This window comes from Oxalobacteraceae bacterium OTU3CINTB1, from assembly GCA_024123955.1.
In the GTDB taxonomy this organism is placed as follows: domain Bacteria; phylum Pseudomonadota; class Gammaproteobacteria; order Burkholderiales; family Burkholderiaceae_D; genus Rugamonas.
Genome location: CP099652.1, coordinates 4,431,498 through 4,458,128, shown reverse-complemented (window position 1 = coordinate 4,458,128; position 26,631 = coordinate 4,431,498). Strand labels below are relative to the sequence as shown.

Below are 26,631 nucleotides of genomic sequence, written 5' to 3'. Positions count from 1 at the left end.
ATGGGTTTTTTTTCGCGCCGCCGCAAACAGTCCACCGATACCGATGGACTGGGCGTGAGCCTGATCGCGCTGCGGCTCGACGACGGCGACGCCGCGCCGGCCGACAGCACGGTCGTGGTCTTCGATGCGGCCGGCCATGCGCGGCGCGCGGCGCCGGGCAAGGTGGCGTGCGAGCACGGCGAATCGGTGTTCTGTTTCCATCCCGGACCCTACACGGTGGACCTGGTGCCATTCGCCGCAGCGCCCGAGTTGGGCCTGCGTTTGCGTTTTGTGGTCGACGCGGCCAATCCGCGCGTGTCGCAGCAGCGCTTCGACCTGTATTTGTACAGCGAGACATCGGGGCGTTTGCAACTGGCGGGCTTCGGCGCCTCGGTGGAGGCGGCGTTGCAGGCGGAGTTGGCGCAGGGCGCGCTGGATCTGCCGCCTTGCACCTCGCTCGACGAATGGCATGCGTTCCGCGCCGGGCTGAATCAGCTGATGTACACACGCTACGGCGTGACCGTCGACGACTGCGTGCCGGCCGATCTGGGTGAACAAGTCGATTTCGCCGACATACTCAAAGCCCGCGCCATACGCGCGGCCGAAGCGGAGCGCCTTGCCGCCATCGAGGCGTCGGTTGCGGCTATCGATTCTTCGGCGCACGTCGAGCGCCATATGCTGGCAGAGCCGGCGTCCGGCCTGCCTTCCGCGCCGGCCGCCGCGCCACCGCGGCAGTCGCTGCCTGTCGCGCAGAACGATGCGCAAGCCTTACGACGACTGTTCCTGGAATTGCCCGCCGTGAGCCGCGAGCTGCGATTGCTGCAGCTGCCCGAAGGCCTGCCGGTCTTCGAACGGCAGCAGGCGTTGCTGCTGCGCCTGGGGATGGCGAGCCTGAACGTCACCACCATGCCGGCCCTGGCCTGGGCCGCGCCGGACCAGCCGCTGGCCGAAGACGACCAGAATCGCCGCAGCCGCCACACGCTGGTCGCCCGCGACGCGCTGGATGAAGCCTGGTCGCTGCTGGCGCGCCTTCAACTGGCGGGCGACGAACAATGGCCGCAACTGCTGGACGAAGCGGACCGCATCTGCGCCAACCTGGAAACCGGCCTGTCGCTGCGCCGCGCGCCGCACGCGCAACGGGTGGAGCCATCGCTATGAACATCCTGTCCATCACCGTCGCGCCAACCATCGCCGAATGCCGCAGCATCCTGGCGGACGGCCGCGTGCTCACCATCACCGCCAGCCGCCGTCCCCGCGCCAACCGCGCCGAGGTTAAATGCAGCGTCCCGGGCGCGCCGGCGGTCGCCGAGCGTATGCGGGAGGTGGTCCGCCTGGCGCGGCATACCGAAGTGCGTTTCGATAGCCGCGACCAGGTGGTCCTCAGCATGGATATCGCGCCTGGCGACGGGGAGCGCGACTGGGAATTGGCGGCCGTGCTGGCCGACCGCTCCGTGCGCGGCCTGTTCCAGCCTGCGGCGGGCGTGCAAACAGTCGCCCATGGCTGGTCCGACAGTTGGCACCTCGGCCAACTGGGCGGCCGTGCCGATGGCGGCGCCGCATCCGTCGGCACCATGCAAGTCACCCACCTGGGCGCCCTGACCGGCCACGCCGATCTGTCGGCCGCCGTGTCGACGGTGCGTACCTGGTTCCCGCTTCACAGCGGGGGCGTCAACGATGAACTGGCATGGGTCGAGGTCAGCGTGTTCCCGATCGACGCGGACCCGGTGCCCGTCGATGCATCGGCCAACGCCACGCATACCGCCGCCGCCAACAGCGAAGAAGACAGCATCGCCGCACCGGGACTGGACCTGGGCGCGCAGCAGGACATCCGCCAGACGCTGGCCGGCGCGCGCCACTTCGACGGCAAAGGGCTGGGCCGCTGGCGCAGCGTGGTGCGTTTCGGCCAGCCGCGCTTCCAGGGCGGATCGTACCAACTGGCGCTGGTGATGGCCGACCGCTTGGCGCGCGGCCGGGAATTCGTGCCGCGCGGGCGCATCATCGCCACCGGCTGCTCGAGCGCGTGGCACGCAGGCCGCGTGGACAGCGTAGAGGGACGCGAACCGAAACTGGAGTTGATACTTAGTCAAGTCAACGCGGGCGACCGGGTGCTGCTGCCCAAGGCCTGGGAGGACGCGCTGCTACCCGGATTCAGGGCCGATTTGCGCCAAAAAGGCGCGAGTTTGGCCTGTATAGACCGCATCGGCATGATTTAAGCTGGGGCTGAATCGTGCGCAAGAATGAAACCGGCTTGCCCTGCTAAAATCGGCGGATGACAGGGTGGCACGGAAGATGAATCGAAGAAGGAGTCTGACATGTTCCAAATGTTTGGTTTTGGCGGCGTTAAATGCCCGCGTTGCGAGCACAAAAACGATGACCAGTCGGGCTACTGCAAGCATTGCGGTTTGACCCTGGGCGCGCCGCGCAACGAGCCGGTCCTGCGCGACAACCGCTGGATTCCCGGCGACGACGAGCTGGCGGTCTATTTCGGCGTCAGCGCCTTGTCGGGCATCTTCACCAAAACGCTGCGCGTGCCGGCGACCTCGCGCGCCTACATCCTGCAAGCCGACAAGGCGACCGAAGTGCCGCAGGGTGAATACGAGATCGAAGGCTTCTTCACCCGCCTCAATCACCTGCTGCGCAACCAGAACGCCGAAATCCTCATCACCCGCAGCGCGCCGTTGCCGGTCGAGTTTTCGTTCAGCGACCTGCAAACGGCCGAACACCTGAAGATATCGGCGCGCTTCACCGTCGCCATCCGCATCGAGAACGTGCCGGCCTTCGCACAGCACTTCATGACCGTGCCCGGCGTCGTCAGCACCTTGCACCTGCACGAATTGCTGTCGCCATCGGTGCGCCAGCTGGCGGCCGAATTTGTCGGCGGCCGTTCGATGCGCGACATGGCGCAAAACGCCGATCTGCGCCTGCAACTGGACGAACGGCTGCAGGCCGCCCTCAAACTGCGGCTTGCCGCCTACGGCCTGGCGGTGGAGCGGGTCGAGACGGCGGCGCTGCGCCACGATAAATTCGACCATAACCGCGAGCGCATCGGCACCCTGTGGCTGGTGGCTGACGAGCGCCACGTGCAGCTCGAACATGTCAAGCAGCTCGACCAGATTTACGACGAGGAGGAATGGCAGGCCATCTGGCGCGAGGAGCAGAAGATGCGCTCCGACTTCCGCCGCGCGGAGCTGCGCCAGGACGCCAGCGTCAACAAGGCCGAACTGACCTTGAAGGAAAGCGAGCGGATACAGTCGCTGCGGGCGCGCGAGGTGGAGCTTTACAGCCGCGTCATGGAATCGAAAACCCGCAAGGTGGCGCTGGACAAGGGCGCCGGCACCATTTTGGCCGACCTTGAGCACGAACTGGCGAAGGGCAAGTCGCAGCGCGCCGGCGAGCAGGCCGACTGGGAACACGTGCGCCAGCTGGCGCAAATCAAGATGCGCACCGAGCTGGAAGTGCTGCAGCAGACCGCCGCCGAGCAGCGCCAGTTGGCGCAGCAGCGGCTATCGCACCAGTTGCGCCAGCAGGCGATCGAGAACCAGATCGCCCAGGCGCTGCTGATCGAGGACGAGTCGCACCGCCGCAACGAGCTGGCGGCGTTGCGCCAGCGCGAAAAGGACGAGAAGGCGCGCGAACTGCAGGTGGAGTCGGAAGCCCACGAGGCGCGCATCCAGGGCATGACCCTGGCCGGCGCCGCCCGTCGCCGCGAGGCCGAGCGGGTGCAGGAATGGGAAGACCAGCTTGCGCTGGCGCGTCAGCGCGAGCTGCTGCGCGGCGACGCCGTCAAGGACGCCGCCAACGCCGTGCAGGTGGCCGAGATCAACCAGAAGATCGAGGAATTGAAGCGCGCCGGCGCGCAGGCCGACTCCATCGCGCAATACGAAAAGCTGCTGCGCACGATCGAGGCGGACGGCATCCACGCGCGGCAGAACCAGGCCAACAGCAAACAGGCCTTGCTGGACCAGTTGGCGGTCGACGAGCAGCGCCAGATCCTCAAGCAAAAGGATCAGGAGGCCGAATGGCAGCGCGAACTGAAAAAGCTGGAGCACGAGCGCGAAGAGAAGTTCGCGCGCTGGAAGGGCGAGTACGACGTGCTGCTGGCGCAGCAATCGCATGAGATCAAGCGCATCGAAACCATCGGCGGTTTGAGCGACAGCGGCAAGGTAGCCACCGCCGCCGAGCCCAATGCGCAGGCGCTGTCGCAGATCATGAAAATGCAGATCCAGGGCGGCATGTCGGCCGAGCAGATACAGGCGTTGGCCCACGTGGTGGCCGCCGAACATGGCATGACGCCGGCCGAAGCGCAGCAGCAGGCCCACGAGCGGGTGCTCGAGGAACGCGCGCATCGCGACGCGGAACTGGACAAGGACCGCCGCCATCAGCTCGACCTGCTCAACGTGCAGAACGCCGCGAGCGCCAGCGCGCTGACGACCCAGAGCCAGTTGGGCATCGGCGTCGCGCGCGCAGGCGTGCCTTTGCCGGCGACGCCGAAAAGCGTGGGCTACTGCGTCAACGGCCACCCGACGCGGATAGACCACCCCCACGACAAGTTCTGCGCCCAATGCGGCGTCCCACTGACCTAAAACGCCAAACAGCAGGAACGGTTACACTTCAGTCAATGATGCAAACGGCAAGAGACAAGATCCGCGAACTGCGGGCCTTACATGATGACGGTTTGTTGAGCCTCCAAGAGTTCGACCGTCGCAAGAACGCCATCCTGGATGCGGAGTACGCGCCGCCGGGAGGCAGCGTCACGGCTGCGCCGATGCCGGTGCGCCAGGGCACGGAACTGGGTCTGATGTCTGGCCAGGAAATCGGCCCGCAAAACCGCCGTTACCGGCTCGAGCGCCTGATCGGCATGGGCGGCATGGGACAGGTGTGGCAGGCCACCGACCTGGCCACGCACGCGGAGCTGGGCCACAGCGAGATGGTCGCGCTGAAGATCCTGCCGCCGCAGCTCACCCAAAGCGCCACCCACGCCAAGCTGCTGATCGAGGAAGCCACCCAGGCGCGCAAGCTGGCGCACGAGAACATCGTCCGCGTCTACGAATGGGCGCAGGACCCGGCCACCTCCAGCTACTTCATCATCATGGAGTACCTGGAAGGCCAGGACCTGGATGGCTACCTGGCCGCTCAAGGGCCGCTGCCGCTGGAGGCGGTCTTCAAGCTGTTGTCGCCGGTCGGCGACGCGCTGCAATACGCGTGGGAGAAGCACAAGCTGGTTCACCGCGACATTAAACCCGGCAACGTCTTCCTGACCCAGCGCAACGAAATCAAGCTGCTCGATTTCGGCATCGCCTCGCGCGCGCGCAGCGCCGGCAGCAGCCTCGGTTTGCAGACGCCGAACGCCGGCACGGTGGGTTATCGCGCGCCGGAAGCGGGCACGCATCAGCGCCAGCCCGCGCCCAAGCTCGATGTGTACGCGGTGGCCGTGATGATCTACCAGCTGCTGGAAGGCCGCATGCCGTTCGACGATATGCGGCCGGCCGACTTTCATCCATCGCCGCCGCACGGCTTGAACGAGCGCCAATGGCAGGTGCTGCAAACCGGCTTCGCCTACCAGCAGGAACGGCGCCCGGCGTCGGTCAACGAGCTGTTGGCGCAGCTGCTGCGGGCCACCGGCCCGACCGACGAGGAACTGGCCGCGCAGGCCGCGCAGAAGGCCGCGCAACAGGAGAAGGACCAACAGGAACAGCTGGAGCGTGAGCGGCAGCGCAAAAAGGAGCTGGCGGCGCAGGCCGAACAAGCCCGCCTGACGGAACAGAAGCGTCAGGCGCAGGCGGTGGAAATGGCCGCGCGCCGCGAGGCCGAGGCCAAGGCGGCCGCGCTGGAAAAGGTGCGGCTCGACCAGCAACGCCGCGCGCTGGAGGCCAAGCAGCGCGCGGAAGCGGAAGCCGCCGCGCTGGCGCGCAAGCAAACCTTGCGCGAGCAATTGCAGGCGCGCCGCGACGCCGATGCCAAGAAGGCCCGCGACGAGCGCGAGGAACTGCAACGCAAGGCCGCGCAGCTGAAGGCGGAAGCGGCGTATCGCTCGGAACAGGAGCGTCACCGCAAGCAGCTGGCCGAACGCAATGCCGCCGAACTTGCGGCGTTGATGCCGACAGCGGGCAGTCCCGTCGCAGATCCAAGTGGCGTGCTGCGCGACCGCTTCATCGACGGCACCGGGGTTGGTCCCGACCTGGTGCTGATCCCCACCGGGCGTTTTCAGATGGGGTCCCACGAACACGAACACGCGGTCGCGATCAAGGCGGGGGCGCAAAAAAACTGGCTGGACCGCGAGACGCCGCAGCACTGGGTCGGCATTGAGCAGCCGATCGCGATGGGACGCTTTCCGGTGACGGTGGGGCAGTGGCGCCAGTTCGTCCGCGCCACCGGTTGGGAATCGCAATCCGACACCGATTGGCGCGCGCCGGGTTTCGCGCAGGACGACGACCATCCGGTGATCGGCGTCAGCTGGATGGACGTGCAGCTGTATTTGCGCTGGCTGTCCGAAAAGACCGGCCAGACCTATCGCTTGCCCAGCGAATCGGAATGGGAGTACGCATGCCGGGCCGGCACCAAGACCGCCTTCAGCTTCGGCGACAGCATCACCCCCGAGCAGGCCAACTACGACGGCAACTACACCTATAACGGCAGCGCGCGCGGCGCCTTCCGCCAGGGGACCAGCAAGGCCGGCACCTTCCCGCCCAATCCATGGGGCCTGTTCGACATGCACGGCAACGTGTGGGAATGGACGCAGGACGTGGTCCACGACAGCTACGTGGGCGCGCCGGTCGACGGCAGCGCGTGGGAAGAGGGCGGCGATCCGGTGCGGCGGATACTGCGCGGCGGCTCATGGCTGTACAACCCGCGCTACCTGCGCTCCTCGGTGCGCAATGGTTTCTCTGCGGTGCTGGCCAACGATATTGTCGGCTTCCGCGTCGCCCGCAAACTGGTCTAGGGGTGGGGCGAGGCGCGCAGGTAGGTGTATACTGCCGCCTTTTGCAGTACAACCACCAGGACCCACGATGAGCGCTTTGCCCCCATGCCCGAAATGTAATTCCGAATTCACCTACGAAGATGGCGCCCAGCTGGTGTGCCCGGAATGCGCGCACGAGTGGAGCGCAACCGCCGCCGATGCCGCCGACGAAGGCGCGCGCGTCTACCGCGACGCGGTCGGGAACATTCTGCAGGATGGCGATACCGTCACCGTCATCAAGGACCTGAAGCTCAAGGGCGGCGGCGGCACCGTCAAAGTCGGCACCAAAGTCAAGAACATCCGCCTGGTCGACAGCGACCACGATATCGACTGCAAGATCGAAGGCTTCGGCGCCATGAGCCTGAAGACGGAATTCGTCAAGAAAGTGGTGTGACGCTTCCCCATTCAGGGGAGGCAAAACTCTACTAAACGGTGTAAATTGTGGGTTCTGATTACCGCCCACAAGGAACACGGAATGACTATCAAAGTACTGCGCGATCAATCGCTGCAGATGCGCCACATCATCCATGTGCGCAACCACATCGTATCGACCGACGGTTCGGTTGAAGAGGGCGGCAACGACGCCGGTCCGTCGCCGCACGACCTGTACGACGCGGCGCTGAGCGCCTGCAAGGCGCTCACGGTGGTCTGGTTCGCCAAGCGCAAGAACATCCCGCTCGAACATGTGGAAGTGAGCATGGAGCGCGACGCCAGCGAGGAGCGCCAGGGCGTCTACCGCCTGGCCGCCACCTTGCACCTGACGGGTAATCTGAGCGAGACCCAACGCGCCGAGCTGCTGGCCGCCGCGCAGAAATGCCCGATCCACAAACTGATGACGTCCGTGACCACCGAAGTCACCACCGTTCTGGGATAAGCCGATGACGATCTCGAATCTGTTGAAGGGCCATGAAAAGGATCTGGGCGGCGGCTTCGTCGTGCGCCGCTATCTGCCGTCCGCCATCAAGCAGGCCGTCGGCCCGTTTATTTTCTTCGACCATTTCGGTCCGGTCGATGTGCCGCTCGATGCCGACCACGACGTGCGTCCGCATCCGCATATCGGGCTGGCGACGGTGACCTATCTGTTCGAGGGAGCGATGGATCACCGCGACAGCATCGGCACCTTCCAGCGCATCGAACCGGGTGCGATCAACTGGATGACGGCGGGGCGCGGCATCGTCCATTCCGAGCGCACGCCGAAGGATTTGGTCGGCAAGCCGCACCGCACGCACGGCCTGCAGCTGTGGGCCGCGCTGCCGGTGGCGCACGAGGAGGACGAGCCGGGTTTTTGCCACACGCCTTCCGCCGATATTCCGGAGCTGACGGTCGATGGCGCCCGGGTGCGCGTGTTGATCGGCACCGCCTTCGGCAAAACCTCGCCGGTCAAGACCTTTAGCCGCACCTTGTATCTGGATGTGATGTTGAAGGCGGGGCAGGAGCTGGCCTTGAGCGGACTGCCGGAGGAAGCGGCGATCTATCCGATTGACGGCGATCTGGAGATCGACGGCACGCCGCTGGAGAAGAACAATATGGCGCTGGTCGATACGGGCAGCACGCAGCGGGTGAAAGCGGCGTCGGAAGCGCACTTTGTGGTGATCGGCGGCGAGCCGCTGGATGGGCGGCGCTTCATGTCGTGGAATTTCGTCTCGTCGAGCAAGGAGCGCATTGTGAAGGCGGGCGAAGATTGGGAGGCGCAACGCTTCGACAAGGTGCCCGGCGAGACGGAGTGGATACCGCTGCCGGTCAAGAAGCCGGCGGGCGGGCAGTACCTGTAAGTCAAGAGCCGCGCGGAGCGTCGTCCTGGTCAACCGCCCGGAATGATACGCTCCGCCTTGAGCCGCTCGAACAAATCAAAGAACGCATCCGGCGTGCTTTGATACGCCAAGAAACCCGCCTTGCGGCTCTTGGTCATGTCCGCGAGGACTTCCATCGGCCGGCCCAGATCCGCGTCGGTATGCCACCACGACGCCAGCTTGCCGATATCCGCTTCCGCCAGTCCGTGCCTGGCCGCGATCTCCGCCCACGCGCGCGGCGCATCGCCCATCCTGCCCTCGAGCGGCTGGACAACCCCGTCGAACGGCGCCGCCTCGATACCAAAATATTCCGCCAGCTTCGGCCACAGCCACTTCCACCTGAACACATCCCCGTTGACGACGTTGAAGTCCTCGTTGGCGCCCGCCGCGCTGGTCGCCGCCCATTCCAGATGCGCCGCCAGCAGCCGCGCGTCGGTCATATCCGTCAACCCGTTCCACTGCGCCGCCGATCCAGGGAACACGAACGGCGTCCCGGACTCCTTGCACAGCGTCGCATAGGCGGCCAGCGTTAAACCCATATTCATCGCATTGGCCACCGCGTAACCGATCACCGTATGCGGCCGATGTACGCTCCAGCTATAGCCGCCGCGCTGCGCCGCCGCGAACAAGCGGTCCTCCTGCTCATAATAGAAATTGTCGACCGGCTTGCGTCCTTGCTCCTCCCGGAACGGCGTCTCGGGAACCGCGCCGGTCGCATACGCCTCGAAAGGACCGAGGTAATGCTTCAAACCCGTCACCAGCGCCGCGTGCTTCAAGGTCGCCGCGTCATGCAAGGCGTCGAGCACATTGCTCACCATCGCGCCATTGACGCGGATATTCTCTTTTTCGTTGGCCTGGCGCGCCCACGCGGTGAAGAACACATGCGTGACGGCGCGCCCGGCCAGCGCCCGCGCCACCTCATCGCGCGAGGTCAGGTCCGCGCGTATCGGTTCGACGCCATCGAGCAGCGGCGTGCGGCCGCGTGACAGGCCAAGGACCGACCAGCCATTACCCAGCAGCCGCCCGGCCAGCGCGCTACCCGTGACGCCGCTGGCGCCAACGATCAATGCGGTATTTTTCATGCGGACTCCTTCAATTAAGCGATAAGGAATGATAATCGCGAAGCAAATTCGTATTTACGATAAGATTTCAATCAATTCCTGAAATTTATTCCGCCAAGCCGACCAAATGCACGCTTCAGACCACCTCAAGGACATCGCTTATTTCGTGCAGGCCGCCGACGCCGGCAGCTTCACCTTGGCCGCCGCCCGGCTGCAACTGAGCAGCTCCGCGGTCAGCAAAAGCCTCGCGCGGCTCGAGGCGCGGCTCGGCGTCAAGCTGTTCGAGCGCAGCACCCGCAGCCTGACCCTGACCGACGCCGGCCGCAAATACCACGAGACCTGCCGGCGCGTGCTGATGGAGCTGGGCGAGACCGAAGCAGCGCTGGCGCAGGACGCCGAGCCGGCCGGCCGTCTGGTACTCGGCTTGCCGGCCACCTTCGGCCGCATGCGCGTCATGCCCGAGCTGCTGCGCTTTTGCGGGCAGTATCCGAATCTGCGGCCGCAGGTCACCTTCACCGACCGATTTGTCGACGTGCAGGAGGAGGGGCTGGATCTGGCGGTGCGCATCGGCGGGCCAGCCCACTGGCCGGCGTCGCTGGGACACGTCCATCTGGGCGACGAACGCCTGATTTTCTGCGCCACCCCGGCCTATCTGGCGCTACGCGGCACGCCGCACTCCATCGCCGACCTCACGCAGCACGACTGCGTCGTTTACGGACGCGCCGACGGCACCGCGAGTCCATGGCTGTTCGCCTCCACCGGCGGGCAGACCGAGCGCCGCACCATGGAGCACCGCATCATGGCCGGCGACGGCGAGGCGCAGATGACGGCGGTGCTGGCGGATATGGGCGTGGCGCAGCTGGCGACGTGGCTGGTGCGCGAGCATCTGGCGTCGGGCGCGGTGGTGGAGGTGATGGCGGAGCGGGCGATCGACGGGCTGCCGCTGCACATCGTCTGGCCGCTGGCGCGCCCGATGTCGCCCAAGGTCGCGGCGCTGCTCGATCAGTTGAAGACGACGCTGAAAATACGTTAGGCGGTATGCATGTCGCGCGCGGCAACGGTGTTGTACATGTCGGCGGCGCCGGTGCGGATGATCCAGTGCTCCGGATACGGATCGCTGGCGAAACGGCTATGCCGCGGGATGCGGCTCAGCTTATCCAGCGACACGCCCGGCGCCAGCGCCGTTTCCTTGCCGGTCAACTGGTCGAGATGCCAGAAGCCGCCGTCGCGATGCAGCAGCAGCGGCAGCGCGGCCGCGTGCGGCGCGGCCGCAAACGATTTGACCGGATAACCGGGATGGGTTTCCGGCATCAGCACGTAGAAGCATTCGGCGTTCGCGCCCTGGTCGATGCGGTGCAGGATCACGCCGTGCGGCATGATGGCCGACACCGACAGCACGACGATGCCCTTGATGCTGGCGCTCAGTTCAATGCGCATGCCGAGGCGCAGCGTGGTCGGTTTGTGCTTGCCCGGCCAGACGCCGTCGAGCAGGATGCCGTAGCGGGACACGTCTTCGATCTCGAAGCCCTGGCCACAGCGGCGGATCACCGCATGGCGGCCGGAGAGGCGTCGCGTCAGCCCGTTGGTGTCCTGGCCGTCGGCGGTGTAATGGGTCAGCATCACGTCGGATTCCGGATCGACCAGTTCAAAGCGTCCCAGCACGCATTCTTCCATGGCGAAGAGGCGGATCTGACGCTGCGCGCCGCTCTCCGGGGCAGCGTTGACAAAGCTGGCCGCGCGGCTGGCATGCGGATGGACGGCATTGGTGACCGGGATGTCGATCTCGATCAGATCCTCGTCCCAGGCGATGGTCGTGAAGCCCAGGTCCACTTTGCCGGCCGGCGCGTTCAGGTCCAGATGCGCGATGCCGGCGTTGCGGGCGGTGACGTCGATATCGAGGCTGTCGCCGCCTTGCGCGCTGACGCGGGCGATCGAGGCGTCGTCCGCCATCACGCGCACGTTCTTGTGGGTGCTCAGGAAGATGCGGTGGATTTCCGTCAGGGTGGCGTCGAGGCGCGGCACCAGGATGACGAAGGTGCACACCCATTTGCGGGCAGCCATGCCGGTGTGCTGGCTAAGCAGCTCGATGCTGATCTGGTATTGGCCGTGCTCCTTGCCGCGCGACGAAAACTCGACGAACACCGGACGCCATTCGCCGTTTGTCGCGCGCACGAACTGCTGGCGCGCGGCGCCGTTGGGGATCAGGTCCGATTGCAGCTGCAGCGTCAGTTGCGGCGCGCAGGCGTCGGGCATGCCGCGCAGTTCCATCTTCAGCGTTTGACGGCCGCCGGCGGCGCGCGGGTCGAAGCCGCTGATATGCAGCTGCGGGCGTTCCGATTGGGCGCGTTGCAGCGGACGGGCATATCCCGCCGGCGCGGCAGCCGGCGTCGGCGCCGGGTCACCGGCGCGGGCGCTGCGCGCAGCACTCAGCAGGTCATAGCTGGACGGCTCGGCTTGGGCGTGACCGCCTTCGCAAGCTTGTTCTCCAGACATGACCCAGTAGGTGCAATGCGGATGCTGGGCATTACTGCATTTTTTCATGGCGTACCGACCGATGGAATACCTGTCAGTTTATGCGGTTTACGCTGTCCTTGGCAATTAAACGCGCATCTGATCGGCATATTTTTGCCCCAAGGCACATGCGGCGATCAAGACGCAACACTTCCCCTCGTCAAGGCTCAAAACTGCGGTGGGATTGATGCTGCCGGTAGTGCCGTTTCGTCAAGATTGCGGGTCTCCCGCGCCGGCGCGGCTTGTGCAAATCGCATCACGATGGCGGTGACGTTGTCGATGTGGAGGTTGGCCGGCGGATGGTCGGCATAATCATTGAACAACGCGTCGAGCGCCGCGCCGGCGGAGTGGCCGGGCCGCACCATCAGCGCCGGCCAGCGCGCTGTCCAGGGCAGCGGGCGGCCGCATGACCAGAAGCCGTCGCTGGCCAGTAAATAGGTGGCGTCGGCGCGGACCGTCACCGCGCGGCGGTCGGACAGGTGCCGCAGGAACGGCGGCAGGTTGGCCGCGTCCAGCGGCAGCAGACCGTCCTCCAGAACCTGCGGATTGGCGAAGGCGTTGCCGAGGATGTAGGCCTGGGAGATTTGCGGCCGGTGCTCCCCGTGCACCTGCTGCCACCATTCTTCCTCGCCCAGCAACCCGTGCATCGCGAAGCAGGTGGCCGGCACATGGTCCACCGTCAGCGGCAGGACGGCTTGCGCGGTGATCTCGTATAGCCGCGAATCGCCGACGTGATACAGCATCGGCGCCTGGCCGGGCGCGATTTCCACGAGTGTGAGCGTGGTGCCGGGACGGCGGAAGCTGTCGGTATCGCCGGGTTGGCGGAAGCGTTGCTGGAGTTCGTCGTGCAGGCGGTCCAGGTGGGCGCCCAGTTCTTCCAGCGTGCCGCATGCGGGCACGCGCAGCAGGCCGTCGGCGACCGCCTCGGCGGCCTCGCGTCCGTGACCGTGGCCGCCCATGCCGTCCATGACGGCGAGTCGTACATGCCCCTGTGGCCAATCCTTGATGATGGCCGACCGGCCCGTTTGGTCGCGCAGGAAGACCGCGCGTCCGGTGGCGTCGACGACCAGCAGATTGTCCTGGTTTTCCGGCACTTGCAGTTTGCTGATGCTGGCGCTGCTGCGGGCCGCGATATCGAGCCCGGGGCCGAAGTCCAGCATGTCCGTGATTCTTGTCATCGTGGCGGGCGGCGCGGCGCGGAGTCCGAAAGGCCACAGCTTAGCTGAAAAACCGGCGCCTGCGGAAGCGGGCGATGAAGTGTGCGTGGACTGCGACGAGGGCTCGCTGCGCGGATGCGTCATTCGCCGCCCCGGCGCAGCCACAAGCTGCTGACCCAGCCCGTTTGTTCATGGCCGTTGGCGCTGGCGGTGACCTGCCACCAGTCGCCTTCGCGCGCGCCTGTGGGCGTGACGGTGGCGCCCACCGGCACGGTGATCAGGCGCGCAGCGTGCACCCCTGCGGCCGTGCGCAGGTTCAGGTCGCGGTGCACCTGGAAGGGGCGGCCGGCGATGAGTTCCGGCGACCGGGGCGCGGGCAACGACTCGATTGCCGATGCCTGGTTCGCGCTGTTGTCCAGCGTGCCCGCCGCAACCGGCCGCGTACCTTGGGCCGCGTAGAGGATCAGGCTACCGAAACCCCAGGCGCCGACCACCATGATCAGCAGCGCGCGCGCGTTGGCGCGGCGCCACCATTGATTGGGCGTCAGGTAGGCTGCGAGGAACAGTGTGATCACCAGTCCCGCCGGGAACGCGCACACCGCGTAGAGTTTTGCCGTTTCCATCGCAGGCCCCCTCAGGCGTCGAAGCGCAGCACGTAGTGGCCTGCCACGAGATGATGGCCGGCCGGCAGCAGGTACGGCGCGTCCGTGCCCGTATCGCCGATGCTGGCGACGAACTCCATCTTCTCGTTCAAATGGTACAGGCCCTGGGTGGCGGTCAGTCTGCCGATCTTGTAGCCCTCCGACGTCGCTTCAAAGCTGAAAGCGTTGCGCGACAGGCCGATGCGATCGGCGCTGGCGGCGTTGACGCCGTCGGCGCGCTTGATGAAGCGGGGCGAATCGAGCAAACGCAGGGCCGACAGCATCGGCGAGTTGCGTCCGAAGGTAAAGCGCGCGCCGCCGGCCACCGCCGCGCCGACTGGCTGCGCGAGACAGAGCAGGGCGCGATAGCGGTCGGCCATTTCCGGCGCCGCCGGCAGCAGCCGGATCGCGCGCCCGTCGACCGGAGAGAACGTGGAAGGCGCGTTGATGCGCTGGCGACCTTCGGCGGTGCAGGCATACAGTTCGTCGGCCGCATCGACCACGAAACTGATCACCTGCGCCGCGTCGGCGGACAAGGCCAGCGTGCGGTCGAAAGGCAGTTCCAGCGTCTGCGCGCCGGTGTCGCGGTAGCGGCTCAGACGGGGCAGGGCCAGCGCAACCAGACTGACGCGTTGCTGGGAGACCGGCGCGTAGGTGGCGTCGCTCTCTCCCGGCTTGTTGACCGGCTTGTGGCTGACCGGTACGGCGGTCAGCTCCAGCGGAGCGCCATCGGCGCGGCTTTGCCATACCGCAGGCCTGGCCGGCGTGGCCGGGGTGGCGTGGCCGGCAGGCGCCGGCGCCTGCATGGGCGCAGGATTGATGCAGATGTCCTCGGTGGCGGCGGACTGCATGCCAACCGGTGCGCCCGAGGCGCGGGTGATCTTGAGCATTAGACGCGGACTGCCGCCCGGCGGCTCGCGCAGGGATTTGATGGTGTGGTAGCCGCTGCGCGGATCGAAACGGCATTCGAAGGCATCCTTGGGGCGCATCTGCACCACCGGTGCGGCATCGGGACCGTCGTTGATGATCAGGATCGCGCCTTCGGGGCCGAACGGCCAGCCGCTGGCGGTCACGCTGGCCGCGCCGCCTTCGCCGCCGATCAGCGCCAGGCGCTGGTTCGGATAGATCGGGCAGACCGGATGCCAGATCGCACTGTCGCGCGAGACGCTGACGTTGAAAAGGATTTTTTCGTCGGCCGCCGGCAAATACACGGCATGGCCGAACTTGACCTCGATCTCGCCGGGCGACAGCGCCTCGGTGCCGACGACGTCGTAGCGCACCTGGTCGCCGCCCAGCAGATCGCCGAAGTCCTTTTGATGCAATACCGTCAAGGTCTGCGCCAGGTCGCGGGCACGGGCGCCGCGCGTGAGGTGGTAGTCGTCGTCGACGTCTTCCTGCGGCAGCATCAGCGTCACATGGGAGAAGCAGCGGGTGGCGGCGCGGCCTTTGTGCTCGCGCGGGCTGCGTTCCAGCAGGTCGCGCAGCAGTGGACGGCGCGAAAACAGCGCCAGACCGGGAGCCTGCCAGATCGCCTCGCCGTTGAAAACGTCGGGAATACGGCCCAGGACTTCGTGTTGGACATAGATCGGCATGATTCAGTCTCCTAAAGATTGCGCGCTGATGGCACTAAACGCTAGCAGGGGGCAGAGGAAAAACAGCAGATGGCTGCCGCCGGCGGACAGAAAACTCATCGGCTGCCCCATGATCGGGAAGATCGCCAGGTTGGTGCCCCACGACAGCAGGAAGTGACCGAGCACGAAGGCGCCGCCGCCGCACAATGCGAAATAGCGGAAGCGGCCGGACCAGGCCTGGCGGAAGTTGCGCGCCGTGGCGCCGGCGTGGTGGGCGCGCAGCGCGGTGAGCACGATCCCGGTCAGGAAGGCCGCCTGCACGCCCCAGAGCAGCAGCGCGCCGGCCAGGCCGTGGCGGTTGATGAAAAAGGTGGCCGCGAAGTCGTCCTGCACGGCGGGGATCTGCACCACGCCGCCGGCCGATTGACCGAGCGCGCGCAGGCCTAGCCAGTGGTCCGCCCCCAGCCACCCGCCCTCGCCGATGGCGCGGGCGCCGAGCAGCAGCTGCTGGCCGGTGTGCGGATGCTCGGCGGGATTGAGCCAGACCAGGAAGCGATCGGCGTAGAAGCCCCAGCGTATCAAATCGTCCGTTCCGGCCAGGCGCAGATAAACTACCGCCCCCACGGCGATCAACGCTAAAACGATCAGCGCGATCGTCAGCAGGCGATGGCCGGCCGCGAGCGCGTAGGCGAAGGCCATGGCGGTGCTCCACACCAGCAGTAGTATCAACGGCGAGAAGTCGTCGATCTGCACCAGCGACAGGCCGAGTAGCGCGATGAAGAGCAGGGCCGGCGCGATCAGTTGCAGCCAGCGGGCGCGGTGGTCGGCGGGATGACGCGTCTCGCTATGCCAGCCGAAGCGCAGCGCCAGGCAGTGCGCGGTCAGCGCGGTCAGGGCAAGCTTGGCCAGTTCCACCGGTTGCAGGTCGAAGACGCCGGTTTCGTCGCCCCACAACACCTGCGCGGCCAGCGCCGCCAGCGCGACGATGGCGAACACCGCCAGTATCCATTCGATGGTGCGCTGTTGCAGATGCGCGGCACGCGCCGCCTGATACTGCGCCCACAGGCGCAGCATGCCGCCAAGGCCGGCGCCGATCGCCAGCATGGCGGCGCTTTTCTGGTAGTAGCGCAGCCACGAGGTTTGCGGCGCGCCCAGGCCGAGTTCCAACTGCGCCAGCAAGCCGGTGGCCAGCAGCACGACGCCGGCGGCGGTCAACAGCGTGAGACGGCCGGGGAAGGCCAGCCAAAGCAGCAGCGCGCAGGCGCCGAGCAGCATCGATAACGTGGCGCTGGGCGAAAGTCCCGCGCGTTGCGAAATCAAGGCGACGATGCCGGCAATCAGCACGATCGTCGCGCCCAGCAGCTTGGCGCCAGCCGCGGCGCGGCGCATCCACAAGCTGGCCGGCGACACCGCGCACACCGCGCCGATGGCGACGCAGGCCAGGCAGCCGGCGATGGCGAACCACAGGGCGTTGGCATGGCCGCTATTCCACAGCGAACGCTGTTGCCACTGCCAATTGACGTTGTCCGGCAGTTTCAGATCCGGCACGCTGAACAGGCTGACATGACGGCTTGGCGTCAATATGAGCTGGTCGCCTGCTGGCGCAAGCTGAAAACGTGTGTGGCCGACGATCATCGCGTTGACCCCGGCCAGCGACAACTCCTGGCGACGCAAATCGGTCTGCACGCCGTTGCTGCGCACCAGTACCGAGGCGCGGTCGCCATCGGGATTGCCGGCCGATAGCTCCAGCCGCCCGTTGGTCTTTGCCAGTTGCGCTGCGCCGGGCGTGGTCTGCGCCAGTCCAAGGCGATTGCCGCAATGCAGATTGCCACCGAAGGACAGCGGACGGGCGATGGTGAGCATCATCGGCATGGCGCGGTTCCATAGCGACAGCGCTTGCCCGGACAGGCGCGCGTCGGGGCAGCTGGATTGCGCGTGGCCGTCGCGGTATAACACGGCGCCGTCGTAGCGCCATTCATGGCCGTCGCGGGTAAAGACGATGGTGTCCGCCTCCGAAGCGGAGACGTTGAAGACGGCACCGTCGATCTGGAAGCTTTGCCGCGCGCGCAGCGCCACGCTGCCCATGCGCTGCTCGCCGCTGTCGCGCAGCAGGATCACCTGCTTGGACGGGCTGATATTGCGCAGCATCCAGCCGTCCTGTGGATCGCGGCGTAGCGACAGGTGGCTGCGGTCGGTCTGCGGCGCGGCCAGTTCACGTTGGCCCAGCGTGATGGTCGCTCCGGGTGTCAATGTGATGCCGATGGCAGCCGGCAGCCAGCTTGCGGGCGCGCGCAGAAGGGCCAGCGCCTGCAAGCCGAAAAGGGCGGCCAGCAGGGCGAGGGTGGCGGCCAGGCCCACGTTTTGCGCGGCGAAGCGTGCCAGCCATGCGGCGGCATCGGCGAGGATCCTGCCGGAGGGCCAACCGGGCAGCCGTAACAGCGGCGATCTCGCGCCTGGCGTCCCGCGTGCCGGGGCCTTGTGCAAACGCAGTGGAGTCGCCATCATGCCCCCTGGATATGGCGCCAGCCGTTGCTGGCGCTGGGACGACGCATGGCATGAATCGGATCCGCCGGATTGAAGGCGCCCCGCGCTGGCTTCACGCCCTGGATCGCGTTGAGCATGCGGCTGATCTGGATCGCATGGCGCGGCCGTTTGGCCGGATCGATGTTCAGCAGGGCGCGTAACAGCTCCAGCGCCGGATCGCGTGCCTCAACCGGTATGGCGAGGGCGAAGCGCGCCTCCTCCTCTGGCAGCAGGGCGCCCGGAATCGCGCCGCCGTGCATCTGGCGCAGCAGGTCGGCGCCGGCGGTGTGGTGTTCGCGGTAGGCCTGGCCGCAGTCGGCGCAAAAGCGCAACGGTAGGCCGCCGGTGACCATGAAGTAAAACATCGCGCCCAGCGAAAAATAATCGCTGCGCGGACCGGTCGCATAGCCGCCGCCATCGGCAGGGAAAAACTGTTCCGGCGCCTGCCAGTTGGCGGTGCCGGCATACGAGTGGGCTTGCAGGCTGCCGAGATGGCGATTGGTGCCGAAATCGGCCAGCTTGACCGTGTGCAGATGCCGGTCCAGCAGGACGTTGGCCGGTTTCAGGTCGAGATAACGCCAGCCATATTGGTGCACCTTGGCCAGCGCCTGATTGATTTGGGCGATCCAGCCGAGCGCCATGGGCAGCGGCACGGTGTCTTCGGCGCTCTTGAGGGCGGCCATGTGCTGGCCCAGATCCGTCGTCATCAACTCCAGCGCGAGCACCGGCAAGCCTTCATGCCAGCCGCTATCGAGTAAGCGCACGATATGGCGCTCGTCCCAGGGCTCCAGCGACTGCAGGAACGCGATCTCGTTGTTCGCGCAGTCCACCCAGCGGTCGCGCTGGGCGGGCAGGGCGCGCGCCATCTGCTCCCGGTTGATCAACTTGATCGCCACGTCGCCGGTGGGGCCAGGACCACTGGCGCGCCAGATGATGCCGTAGGCGGAACCGCCGATCTGCTCGCGCAAGCGGTAGTGTCCCAGTTCCAAAGCGATGATTGCGTCTGTTGTCGTCATGATTTCCCCTCGGCGCCAGCCGTTACGGTTGGCTAGCGGAGGGAGACGAAAAACAAAGGCAAAAAAAAGCCTGTCGGGCGACAGGCTTTCTATATTGGCTACGAATTAACGGTCGTAGCGGTCATGGCGGTGGCCACGGTCGTAGCGGTCGCCGTAGTAGTAGTCTCGGCGCGATTCGCGGTAGTACGGGCGGGCCGGTTCCACATACACCACCCGTGGCGGCGGCGCGTAGTAGCGCGGTGGCGGCGCGTAGTACACCGGGGCCGGCTCGTAGTAGACCGGCGCTGGCTGCGAATACACGCGCGTTTCGACGTAACGGCCGCCGCGATCATCGCGGTAGCCGCGATGACGGTCGCCCGAGCTGATGCTGTTGCCGACCGCCGCGCCAACCAGGCCGCCGACGATGGCGCCGTCACGGCCGCCCGCGCTGTTGCCGATGGCCGCTCCCACCACAGCACCGGCCACCGTGTTGAACCCACGGTCGCTTGCGTAGACCGACGATGACACTGTCGCTGCGGCCACCAACGCTACAGCCATAAATTTTTTACTCAACATGGTGATTCCCCTTGCTGCGGCTCCGGATCGGAATGATTCGTTAGCCAGTGATCTCACTATAAACGTCCGGGAAAAAACCGCTATTTGTTATACACATCCTTACAAAGGGGGCGTTTTGGTAATGGCTTGTAACATTTAAACGCTAACCTTCAAGGCGCCGCGCTTCCCACTCGGGCCGCAACAGGCTGAATATCTGCACGTCTTGATAGCGGCCGTTGATGAAGAAGCTCTGGCGCATCATGCCTTCGGCGGTGAAGCCGCATTTTTGCGCGACCCGGATCGAGGCCACGTTCTCCGGCGTGGAGAGCAGCTCGAGCCGGTGGTACTGGTGGACGTTGAACAGATAATCGATCAGCAGCCCGCACGCCTCGGTGACATAACCGCGCCCGGACAGCTTGGCGTCGAACAGGCGGTAGCCGATTTCCCGCGTGACCGGCGTGCGGCTTTTGAAGTGCGTGATGACGCCGACGATGTGATGCAGGCTGTCCTCGATGACAAACAGTTCGCTGTCGTCGGTGACGAAGCTGTTCTGCATGAACTCCTTGCGCAGCGTCTCGGGCGATTTGAAATGCAGCGAGAAATGGTCGCCGCGCGAGGGCAGGTCGTTGACCAGCGCGATGAAGGTGTTCAGATCGGTGCTGACCAGGTGGCGCACCGTGCAAATTCGACCCTTGAGCATAGGCGCTTTCTGGAGGTGTGAGGGTACATGGTAGTGCAGCGTCGATGACAAATCAATATGGATGACAAGCGCGCCACGATCGGTTATCGTCTGATTCGTTCTTGCAATTCACTCACTCTTATACAGGACCCGCATGAAATCCGCCTTTCCGTTCAAACTGTCCCTGACCATCCTTGCCGGCTGCATGTTGAGCGCCGGCGCCATCGCCGCCCCCGCCAACGACCCCGCGACCCTGGCTCAGATCCGCGACAGCGCGATGAAGGAGGATTGGGCCTATGCGCGCCTGGCCGACCTGACCGATCTGGTGGGCCCGCGCCTGTCCGGTTCCGCCGGCGCGGCGGCGGCCGTCGAGCAGGTGGCCGAGGCGATGCGCAAGATCGGCGCCAAGGTGACGCTGCAGCCGGTCAAGGTACCGCATTGGGTGCGCGGCGCGGAGACGGCGGAGCTGGTCGATTACACCGGGCGTCCGGCCGGCGTCACGCAGAAGGTGGTGCTGACGGCGCTGGGCGGATCGGGCGCCACCCCCGCCGCCGGCCTGACCGCGCCGGTGATCGTGGTGCGCGATTTCGACGAGTTGAAGGCGCGCGCGGCGCAGGTCAAGGGCAGCATCGTGCTGTTCGACGTCGCCTTCGACCAGGAGATGGCCGAGCGTGGACACGCCGGTCAGGCCTACGGGCGCGGCTCCAACTTCCGCGTCAACGGTCCCAAGGTGGCGGCGGAGATGGGCGCGGCGGCCGCGCTGGTGCGTTCTGTCGGCGGCGCCGACTACCGCATTCCGCACACCGGCGTCACCGGCCTGGTGGACGGCGCGCGCATTCCGGCGGCCGCCGTCACGGCCGAAGACGCGATGCTGATAACGCGCTTGTCGGCGCGCGGTCCAGTCAAGATGCACTTGACGTTGACGCCGCAGAATCTGCCGGATGCCGACAGCTACAACGTCATCGCCGACCTGCCGGGCAGCGACAAGGCCGACGAGGTGGTGATCGTCTCTGGCCACCTCGATTCGTGGGACCTGGCCACCGGCGCCCATGACGACGGCACCGGCGTCGCCGCCGCGATGGCGGTGATCGACACGCTGAAAAAGCTGAACCTGAAGCCGCGCCGCACGATCCGCGTGATCGCCTGGATGAACGAGGAAAACGGCACCCGTGGTGGCAAGGGCTACTTCGAGGCCAACAAGGACAAGGTGGAACGGCACTTCGCCGCGATCGAGTCGGACAGCGGCGGTGGCCGTCCGTTCGGCGTGATCGGCAGCGTGCGGCCCTCGGTGGTGAAGTACTTCGCGCCGCTGCAAAAATCGCTGGAGCCGATCGGCGCTTCGATGTTCGACCGCCGTGATGTGACCGGGGCCGCCGATACGGGGCCGCTGGAACGCGCCGGGGTGCCGGTGTTCATGCCGCTGGTCGATTCCAGCAGCTATTTCAGCTACCACCACACGCCGGCGGACACGCTGGACAAGGTCGATCCGCTGGAGTTGAAGCGCCACGTGGCGGTGATGACGGGATTGACGTGGTATCTGGCCAATATGGATGAGAACATCGGGCGCACGCCGAAGCGCGACGATTAAAGCCGCGCCGGCATCCCGACATCAAAAGGCGTTGAGCGGTATCTTCAGATACCGCACGCCGTTCTCCTCGGCCTCGGGCAGCTGCCCGGCGCTGATATTGACCTGGATCGCCGGTAGGATCAGCATCGGCATGTCCAGGGTCGCATCGCGCCTGGTGCGCATCTCCACGAACTGTTCCTCGGTCACGCCCGCGCGGATGTGGATGTTCTTTTCGCTTTGCTCGGCCACCGTCACCTCCCAGCGCGCCTCGCGGCCGGCCGGCGGATAGTCGTGGCACATGAACAAACGCGTTTGCGGCGGCAGGTCGAGCAGCCTGCGCACGGAGCGGTACAACGTGGCCGCGCAGCCGCCGGGGAAGTCGCAGCGCGCCGTGCCCACGTCCGGCATGAACATGGTGTCGCCGACGAAGACGGCGTCGCCGATCTGGTAGGCCATGTCGGCCGGCGTGTGGCCCGGCACATGCAGCGCGCGCGCCTGCAAGGCGCCGATGGCGAACATCTCGTCGGGCTGGAACAGGTGGTCGAAGCTGCGCTCGATGCCCGCCCGCTGGGGGAAAACCCGCGCGAAGGCTTGCTGCACGACGGCGATTTCGGCGCCGATGCCGGTGCGCCCGCCCAACTGCCGCGCAAGGTACGGCGCGGCCGACAGGTGGTCGGCGTGGGCGTGCGTCTCCAGCATCCAGACGACGTTGAGGCGGTGCGCGCGCACGAAGTCGACCACCAGGTCGGCGGACGCGGTGGAGGTGCGGCCCGATTTGGGGTCGAAATCGAGCACCGAGTCGATGATCGCGCAGTCGCTGCCGTCGTTTTCGTACACGACATAGGTGACGGTGCCCGTGTTTTTGTCGTGGGAGGCTTGTATAAGTGGCTTCATGCGTTCATTATAATAAAAAATCATAACGACTACCCTCGCCGAATGTTTTTTCGCTGAAAGATGCGCAGGCGTGCGCGTAAGCGGTATCTCTTCATGATAGTCTGTCCGAAATCAAGGAGTCAGTCATGGATAAAATTCACTACAAAGGCTGGGAAATCATTCCAACGGCCCTGCCAACCAGCGACCACAAATGGAGCGCCAGCTGCGACATCGAACGTGCCAACGCCAACGGCGTGGAAGTGTTCGAGGGCGCGACGATGCAATTCGTCCGCGACAGCGAGGACGAAGCCATCGCCGCCGCCTGCGACGAGGCCATCCGGCAAATCGACAATATCATCGCCAACCCGCTGGTGCGACTGGCTTAAGGGGGGCTTAGCGGCCCCCCGGCCGCACTTAGCATCCCGGGCGGCGTGTGATACCATGGGTGCATGACCCTGTTCCGCACTCTGATCGTATGGCTGATGATGCTGGCGCTCCCTTATCAGGGATACGCGTCCGCATCGATGATGCTGTGCGCGCCCGCCGCTCCCGCAGTGTCGGCGGCAGGGCACACGGCGATGCCTTCCGGTCCGCACGACCACGCGGCGATGATGGCAGCCATGCATGATCAGGAGCGGCAAATATCGCCCGACCAGCCGGACCAGTCGAGTCATGCCGGCCACAATCACGGCGGCATCAAATGCGGCGGCGCGGCCTGCTGCGTCGCCGGCGCGCCGTTCATGGCGCAGACGATCACCGTGCCGGTGCTGCCGGCGGTATCCTCCGCCATTCCGTTCCACTCCGAGTTCCCCCGCGCGGTCGATCTGGCCCACCCCGAACGTCCCCCTCAAGGCAATTTCGTCTGACCCCGCGACAGCTCCGTCCACGAGCTGCGCAACGCATCCCATTTCTACATTAACCTGAGGTGTTGGACATGAATTGTCTGCATAAACTCGCCGGTGGCGCCAGCATGGCGCTGCTGCTCGGCGGCTGCGCGTCGCTGTCCGGCGACGGCGGCTTCGGCGCCGCCGCCGGCGTCAGCGAACAACGTACGGGCCTGAGCGCCAGCGTCGCCGGCCGCCTGCCGCGCAACGACGACGACGCCCGTGCGCTGGCCGCCGTCATCGACAAAAAACTGGGGCAGCCACTGGCTGTCGACGAAGCGGTGCATATCGCGCTGTTGAATAATCGGGGGCTGCAAGCGAGTTATTGGTCGCTTGGCATCGCCGAAGCGGACCTGGTGCAGGCCGGGCGCTTGCAAAATCCCGTGTTCGATTTTAAACGTAGCCACGGCGGCGGTGAGGTCAGTATCGAACGCACGCTGACCTTCAATCTTCTCAGCTTGATCATGGCGCCGCTGGCCGGCCGCATCGAAGGGCGCCGCTACGAGCAGACCAAACTGCTGGTTTCGAACGAGGCGCTGAAGGTCGCCGCCGACACCCGCCGCGCGTGGGTGGAGGCGGTGGCCGCCAACCAGAGCGCCGAATACGCCGTGCAGGTGGAGGAATCGGCGCAGGCCAGCGCCGAACTGGCCGACCGCATGCGCAAGGCCGGCAACTGGAGCGCGATGGACGTGGCGCGCGAACAGGCCTACCACGCGCAAACGGTGGCCGACGTCAGCGCCGCGCGCAAGGCGGCCGTCGCCGCGCGCGAAAAGCTGACCCGCCTGATGGGACTGAGCGGCGCGCAGACCGCGTACAAGCTGCCGGACCATTTGCCCGAGCTGCCCGCCGCGCCGCAGGAATTGGGCGACATCGAGCAGATCGCCGTCAACGAGCGATTGGACATCCAGGCCGCCAAACTCGATACGGCGCACACGGCATCGACCCTTGGTCTGACCAAGACCACGCGCTTCATCAACGTGCTCGATCTGGGTGTGGTCAGTAATAGCGAAGGCCGGACGAACGCGCGCGGCTATGAGCTGTCGCTGGAGATTCCATTGTTCGAGTGGGGCTCGACGCGGGTGGCGCGGGCCGAGGCGACCTATATGCAATCGGTCAATCTGCTGGCGCAAGCGGCCATCAACGCCCGCAGCGAGGCGCGCGAAAGCTACGCCGACTATCGCGCCTCCTACGAGCTGGCGCGCCACTATCGTGATCATGTGGTCCCGCTGCGTAAAAAGCTGGCCGACGAAACCCTGTTGCGCTACAACGGCATGCTGATGAGCGTATTCGAACTGCTGGCCGACGCCCGCGAACAATCGGCCGCCGTCAACGGCTACATCGGCGCGCTCAAGGACTACTGGACCGCGCAAGCCAATCTCGAAGCCGCATTGGGTGGCCGCCTCGGCGACCGTCAGTCAACCAACAAAGGAGTAACCCCATGACCACCCGCAGATCATTCCTCAGCGGCGCAGCCCTCATTGGCGCCGGCATGGTCACCAAGGCCGGCGCGGCCTCGCTGCCGGAGGCGCCGGTGCAATCGTCGGCCGCCACCGCGCCGCCGCTGGTGCCGCCCAACGGCCGCCCGTACAATCCCGTCGTCACGCTTAATGGCTGGACTTTGCCGTGGCGGATGAAGGACGGCGTCAAGGAGTTCCACCTGGTGGCCGAACCGGTGGTGCGCGAACTGGCGCCCGGCATGACGGCCAACCTGTGGGGCTACAACGGACAGAGTCCCGGCCCGACGATCGAAGTGGTGGAGGGCGACCGCGTGCGCATCTTCGTCACCAATAAACTGCCCGAGCACACCAGCGTGCACTGGCACGGCCAGCTTCTGCCGAACGGCATGGACGGCATCACCGGTTTGACGCAGCCCGGCATCCAGCCGGGTAAGACCTTCGTCTACGAATTCGTCGCGCGCCACGCCGGCACCTTCATGTACCACCCGCATGCCGACGAGATGGCGCAGATGGCGATGGGGATGATGGGCTTCTGGATCACGCACCCGAAGGACCCGAAGCAGCACGCGGTGGAACGCGACTTCGTCTTCCTGCTGAGCGCCTACGACATCGAACCTGGCAGCTACACGCCGAAGATCAACACGATGCTCGACTTTAATCTGTGGACGTTCAACAGCCGCGCCTTCCCCGGCATCGATCCGATGGTGGTGCGCAAGAACGACCGGGTGCGCATCCGCGCCGGCAACCTGACGATGACCAACCATCCGATCCACCTGCACGGTCACACTTTCGAAGTGACGGGGACGGACGGCGGCTGGGTGCGGCCGTCGGCGCGTTGGCCGGAGGTGACCACCGACGTCGCCGTCGGCCAGATGCGGGCCATTGAATTCGTCGCCGACGCGCCGGGCGACTGGGCCTTCCATTGCCACAAATCGCACCATACGATGAACGCGATGGGTCACAACGTGCCGACCATGATTGGCGTCGATCACACCGGCGTCGCCGAGAAAATCAACAAGCTGGTGCCGGGCTATATGGTCATGGGCGACAAGGGTGGTTCGATGGGCGACATGCAGATGCCGCTGCCGGAGAACACCCTGCCGATGATGAGCGGGGACGGACCTTTCGGCGGACTGGAGATGGGCGGCATGTTCACCACGGTCAAAGTCCGCGAGGGGCTGGCGCGCGACGATTACAAGGACCCTGGCTGGTACCGGCATCCGAAGGGCACGGTGGCTTACGAGTGGACCGGCGAAGTGCCGCCGGCGCCACGCGCACCGGGCGTGCCGCCGTCCAAGCCGACGGAGACGATGAACGTCAAGCGCGACGCCAAGCATCACCATTGATACGGGAGGGTACGGGGAGCGAAGGTTCCGCGTACCCTCGGCGGCAGCGATGTGCTCGTGTAGAATTGGTGGACCTGACCCCGG

23 protein-coding genes are annotated in these 26,631 nt (G+C 66.0%); 13 read left to right on the top strand and 10 right to left on the bottom strand.

All coding sequences use genetic code 11. From position 1 onward, the window contains the following. The 7 genes from NHH73_19220 to NHH73_19190 all read left to right on the top strand — a co-directional run bounded on the left by NHH73_19220 (position 1) and on the right by NHH73_19190 (position 8,709). Complete coding sequence (locus NHH73_19220; protein USX24740.1) at positions 1 to 1,137, top strand: hypothetical protein; 1,137 nt, start codon at positions 1 to 3, stop codon at positions 1,135 to 1,137. Then, entirely contained in the window at positions 1,134 to 2,192 is a 1,059-nt protein-coding gene (locus NHH73_19215) for a hypothetical protein (protein USX24739.1), read from the top strand. The genes NHH73_19220 and NHH73_19215 overlap by 4 nt, the downstream gene beginning before the upstream one ends. Before the next feature lie 99 nt (positions 2,193 to 2,291). Further along, entirely contained in the window at positions 2,292 to 4,562 is a 2,271-nt protein-coding gene (locus NHH73_19210; GenBank protein USX24738.1) for a hypothetical protein, read from the top strand. Between the two features lie 35 nt (positions 4,563 to 4,597). Then, on the top strand, positions 4,598 to 6,919 hold the full coding sequence (locus NHH73_19205; GenBank protein USX24737.1) for an SUMF1/EgtB/PvdO family nonheme iron enzyme: 2,322 nt from the start codon (positions 4,598 to 4,600) through the stop codon (positions 6,917 to 6,919). A 67-nt stretch (positions 6,920 to 6,986) separates the two neighbouring features. Further along, positions 6,987 to 7,331, top strand: coding sequence for a zinc ribbon domain-containing protein YjdM (locus tag NHH73_19200; protein USX24736.1), 345 nt, complete (start codon positions 6,987 to 6,989; stop codon positions 7,329 to 7,331). A gap of 81 nt (positions 7,332 to 7,412) precedes the next feature. Then, positions 7,413 to 7,811 (top strand): OsmC family protein, encoded by a 399-nt coding sequence (locus NHH73_19195; protein USX24735.1) that lies wholly within the window; start codon positions 7,413 to 7,415, stop codon positions 7,809 to 7,811. A 4-nt stretch (positions 7,812 to 7,815) separates the two neighbouring features. After that, the gene (locus tag NHH73_19190) at positions 7,816 to 8,709 is read left to right on the top strand and encodes a pirin family protein (protein USX24734.1); all 894 of its coding nucleotides are present in this window, start codon (positions 7,816 to 7,818) and stop codon (positions 8,707 to 8,709) included. 29 nt (positions 8,710 to 8,738) lie between these two features. Here NHH73_19190 and NHH73_19185 read toward each other — a convergent pair whose 3' ends face one another. Further along, the gene (locus NHH73_19185; protein ID USX24733.1) at positions 8,739 to 9,809 is read right to left on the bottom strand and encodes an SDR family oxidoreductase; all 1,071 of its coding nucleotides are present in this window, start codon (positions 9,807 to 9,809) and stop codon (positions 8,739 to 8,741) included. A gap of 106 nt (positions 9,810 to 9,915) precedes the next feature. Here NHH73_19185 and NHH73_19180 point away from each other — a divergent pair, with 106 nt between their 5' ends. After that, positions 9,916 to 10,821, top strand: a complete 906-nt coding sequence (locus NHH73_19180; GenBank protein USX24732.1) for a LysR family transcriptional regulator — start codon at positions 9,916 to 9,918, stop codon at positions 10,819 to 10,821. On the opposite strand, the gene NHH73_19175 is transcribed toward NHH73_19180, so the two are convergent. The 8 genes from NHH73_19175 to NHH73_19140 all read right to left on the bottom strand — a co-directional run bounded on the left by NHH73_19175 (position 10,818) and on the right by NHH73_19140 (position 20,441). Then, positions 10,818 to 12,281: an FHA domain-containing protein gene (locus NHH73_19175; protein USX24731.1), complete on the bottom strand. Its 1,464-nt coding sequence runs from the start codon at positions 12,279 to 12,281 to the stop codon at positions 10,818 to 10,820. The genes NHH73_19180 and NHH73_19175 overlap by 4 nt on opposite strands. A 185-nt stretch (positions 12,282 to 12,466) precedes the next feature. Next, positions 12,467 to 13,477, bottom strand: a complete 1,011-nt coding sequence (locus NHH73_19170) for a protein phosphatase 2C domain-containing protein (GenBank protein ID USX24730.1) — start codon at positions 13,475 to 13,477, stop codon at positions 12,467 to 12,469. 119 nt (positions 13,478 to 13,596) lie between these two features. After that, a complete protein-coding gene (locus NHH73_19165; protein ID USX24729.1) occupies positions 13,597 to 14,079 on the bottom strand; it encodes an SH3 domain-containing protein in 483 nt (160 codons plus the stop codon). A gap of 11 nt (positions 14,080 to 14,090) precedes the next feature. Next, on the bottom strand, positions 14,091 to 15,689 hold the full coding sequence (locus NHH73_19160; GenBank protein USX24728.1) for a hypothetical protein: 1,599 nt from the start codon (positions 15,687 to 15,689) through the stop codon (positions 14,091 to 14,093). 3 nt (positions 15,690 to 15,692) lie between these two features. Next, complete coding sequence (locus NHH73_19155; protein USX24727.1) at positions 15,693 to 18,170, bottom strand: FtsW/RodA/SpoVE family cell cycle protein; 2,478 nt, start codon at positions 18,168 to 18,170, stop codon at positions 15,693 to 15,695. After that, positions 18,170 to 19,207: a serine/threonine protein kinase gene (locus tag NHH73_19150; GenBank protein ID USX24726.1), complete on the bottom strand. Its 1,038-nt coding sequence runs from the start codon at positions 19,205 to 19,207 to the stop codon at positions 18,170 to 18,172. The genes NHH73_19155 and NHH73_19150 overlap by 1 nt, the downstream gene beginning before the upstream one ends. Before the next feature lie 105 nt (positions 19,208 to 19,312). Beyond that, the gene (locus NHH73_19145; protein USX24725.1) at positions 19,313 to 19,744 is read right to left on the bottom strand and encodes a glycine zipper 2TM domain-containing protein; all 432 of its coding nucleotides are present in this window, start codon (positions 19,742 to 19,744) and stop codon (positions 19,313 to 19,315) included. Positions 19,745 to 19,904: 160 nt separating this feature from the next. Continuing rightward, entirely contained in the window at positions 19,905 to 20,441 is a 537-nt protein-coding gene (locus tag NHH73_19140) for a GNAT family N-acetyltransferase (protein ID USX24724.1), read from the bottom strand. Positions 20,442 to 20,574: 133 nt separating this feature from the next. Here NHH73_19140 and NHH73_19135 point away from each other — a divergent pair, with 133 nt between their 5' ends. Further along, entirely contained in the window at positions 20,575 to 22,008 is a 1,434-nt protein-coding gene (locus NHH73_19135) for a M20/M25/M40 family metallo-hydrolase (protein USX24723.1), read from the top strand. Positions 22,009 to 22,029: 21 nt separating this feature from the next. Here the strand turns inward: NHH73_19135 and NHH73_19130 are convergent, their stop codons facing one another. After that, a complete protein-coding gene (locus NHH73_19130) occupies positions 22,030 to 22,881 on the bottom strand; it encodes an MBL fold metallo-hydrolase (protein ID USX24722.1) in 852 nt (283 codons plus the stop codon). A 125-nt stretch (positions 22,882 to 23,006) separates the two neighbouring features. Here NHH73_19130 and NHH73_19125 point away from each other — a divergent pair, with 125 nt between their 5' ends. From NHH73_19125 to NHH73_19110, 4 genes are all read left to right on the top strand, one after another. Continuing rightward, the gene (locus tag NHH73_19125) at positions 23,007 to 23,246 is read left to right on the top strand and encodes a hypothetical protein (protein USX24721.1); all 240 of its coding nucleotides are present in this window, start codon (positions 23,007 to 23,009) and stop codon (positions 23,244 to 23,246) included. A gap of 63 nt (positions 23,247 to 23,309) precedes the next feature. Next, positions 23,310 to 23,726, top strand: a complete 417-nt coding sequence (locus NHH73_19120; protein USX24720.1) for a hypothetical protein — start codon at positions 23,310 to 23,312, stop codon at positions 23,724 to 23,726. A gap of 68 nt (positions 23,727 to 23,794) precedes the next feature. Then, positions 23,795 to 25,186 carry a TolC family protein gene (locus NHH73_19115; protein USX24719.1) on the top strand — a complete coding sequence of 464 codons (1,392 nt, stop codon included), beginning with the start codon at positions 23,795 to 23,797 and terminating at the stop codon, positions 25,184 to 25,186. Then, positions 25,183 to 26,547 (top strand): copper oxidase, encoded by a 1,365-nt coding sequence (locus NHH73_19110; GenBank protein USX24718.1) that lies wholly within the window; start codon positions 25,183 to 25,185, stop codon positions 26,545 to 26,547. Before NHH73_19115 ends, NHH73_19110 begins: the two co-directional genes overlap by 4 nt. Positions 26,548 to 26,631: the final 84 nt, after the last annotated feature.

Coding starts and splice junctions, on each gene's coding strand:
- NHH73_19220 (USX24740.1), top strand. CDS start 1: ATGGGTTTTTTTTCGCGCCGCCGCAAACAGTCCACCGATACCGATGGA.
- NHH73_19215 (USX24739.1), top strand. CDS start 1,134: ATGAACATCCTGTCCATCACCGTCGCGCCAACCATCGCCGAATGCCGC.
- NHH73_19210 (USX24738.1), top strand. CDS start 2,292: ATGTTCCAAATGTTTGGTTTTGGCGGCGTTAAATGCCCGCGTTGCGAG.
- NHH73_19205 (USX24737.1), top strand. CDS start 4,598: ATGATGCAAACGGCAAGAGACAAGATCCGCGAACTGCGGGCCTTACAT.
- NHH73_19200 (USX24736.1), top strand. CDS start 6,987: ATGAGCGCTTTGCCCCCATGCCCGAAATGTAATTCCGAATTCACCTAC.
- NHH73_19195 (USX24735.1), top strand. CDS start 7,413: ATGACTATCAAAGTACTGCGCGATCAATCGCTGCAGATGCGCCACATC.
- NHH73_19190 (USX24734.1), top strand. CDS start 7,816: ATGACGATCTCGAATCTGTTGAAGGGCCATGAAAAGGATCTGGGCGGC.
- NHH73_19185 (USX24733.1), bottom strand. CDS start 9,809: ATGAAAAATACCGCATTGATCGTTGGCGCCAGCGGCGTCACGGGTAGC.
- NHH73_19180 (USX24732.1), top strand. CDS start 9,916: ATGCACGCTTCAGACCACCTCAAGGACATCGCTTATTTCGTGCAGGCC.
- NHH73_19175 (USX24731.1), bottom strand. CDS start 12,281: ATGTCTGGAGAACAAGCTTGCGAAGGCGGTCACGCCCAAGCCGAGCCG.
- NHH73_19170 (USX24730.1), bottom strand. CDS start 13,477: ATGACAAGAATCACGGACATGCTGGACTTCGGCCCCGGGCTCGATATC.
- NHH73_19165 (USX24729.1), bottom strand. CDS start 14,079: ATGGAAACGGCAAAACTCTACGCGGTGTGCGCGTTCCCGGCGGGACTG.
- NHH73_19160 (USX24728.1), bottom strand. CDS start 15,689: ATGCCGATCTATGTCCAACACGAAGTCCTGGGCCGTATTCCCGACGTT.
- NHH73_19155 (USX24727.1), bottom strand. CDS start 18,170: ATGGCGACTCCACTGCGTTTGCACAAGGCCCCGGCACGCGGGACGCCA.
- NHH73_19150 (USX24726.1), bottom strand. CDS start 19,207: ATGACGACAACAGACGCAATCATCGCTTTGGAACTGGGACACTACCGC.
- NHH73_19145 (USX24725.1), bottom strand. CDS start 19,744: ATGGCTGTAGCGTTGGTGGCCGCAGCGACAGTGTCATCGTCGGTCTAC.
- NHH73_19140 (USX24724.1), bottom strand. CDS start 20,441: ATGCTCAAGGGTCGAATTTGCACGGTGCGCCACCTGGTCAGCACCGAT.
- NHH73_19135 (USX24723.1), top strand. CDS start 20,575: ATGAAATCCGCCTTTCCGTTCAAACTGTCCCTGACCATCCTTGCCGGC.
- NHH73_19130 (USX24722.1), bottom strand. CDS start 22,881: ATGAAGCCACTTATACAAGCCTCCCACGACAAAAACACGGGCACCGTC.
- NHH73_19125 (USX24721.1), top strand. CDS start 23,007: ATGGATAAAATTCACTACAAAGGCTGGGAAATCATTCCAACGGCCCTG.
- NHH73_19120 (USX24720.1), top strand. CDS start 23,310: ATGACCCTGTTCCGCACTCTGATCGTATGGCTGATGATGCTGGCGCTC.
- NHH73_19115 (USX24719.1), top strand. CDS start 23,795: ATGAATTGTCTGCATAAACTCGCCGGTGGCGCCAGCATGGCGCTGCTG.
- NHH73_19110 (USX24718.1), top strand. CDS start 25,183: ATGACCACCCGCAGATCATTCCTCAGCGGCGCAGCCCTCATTGGCGCC.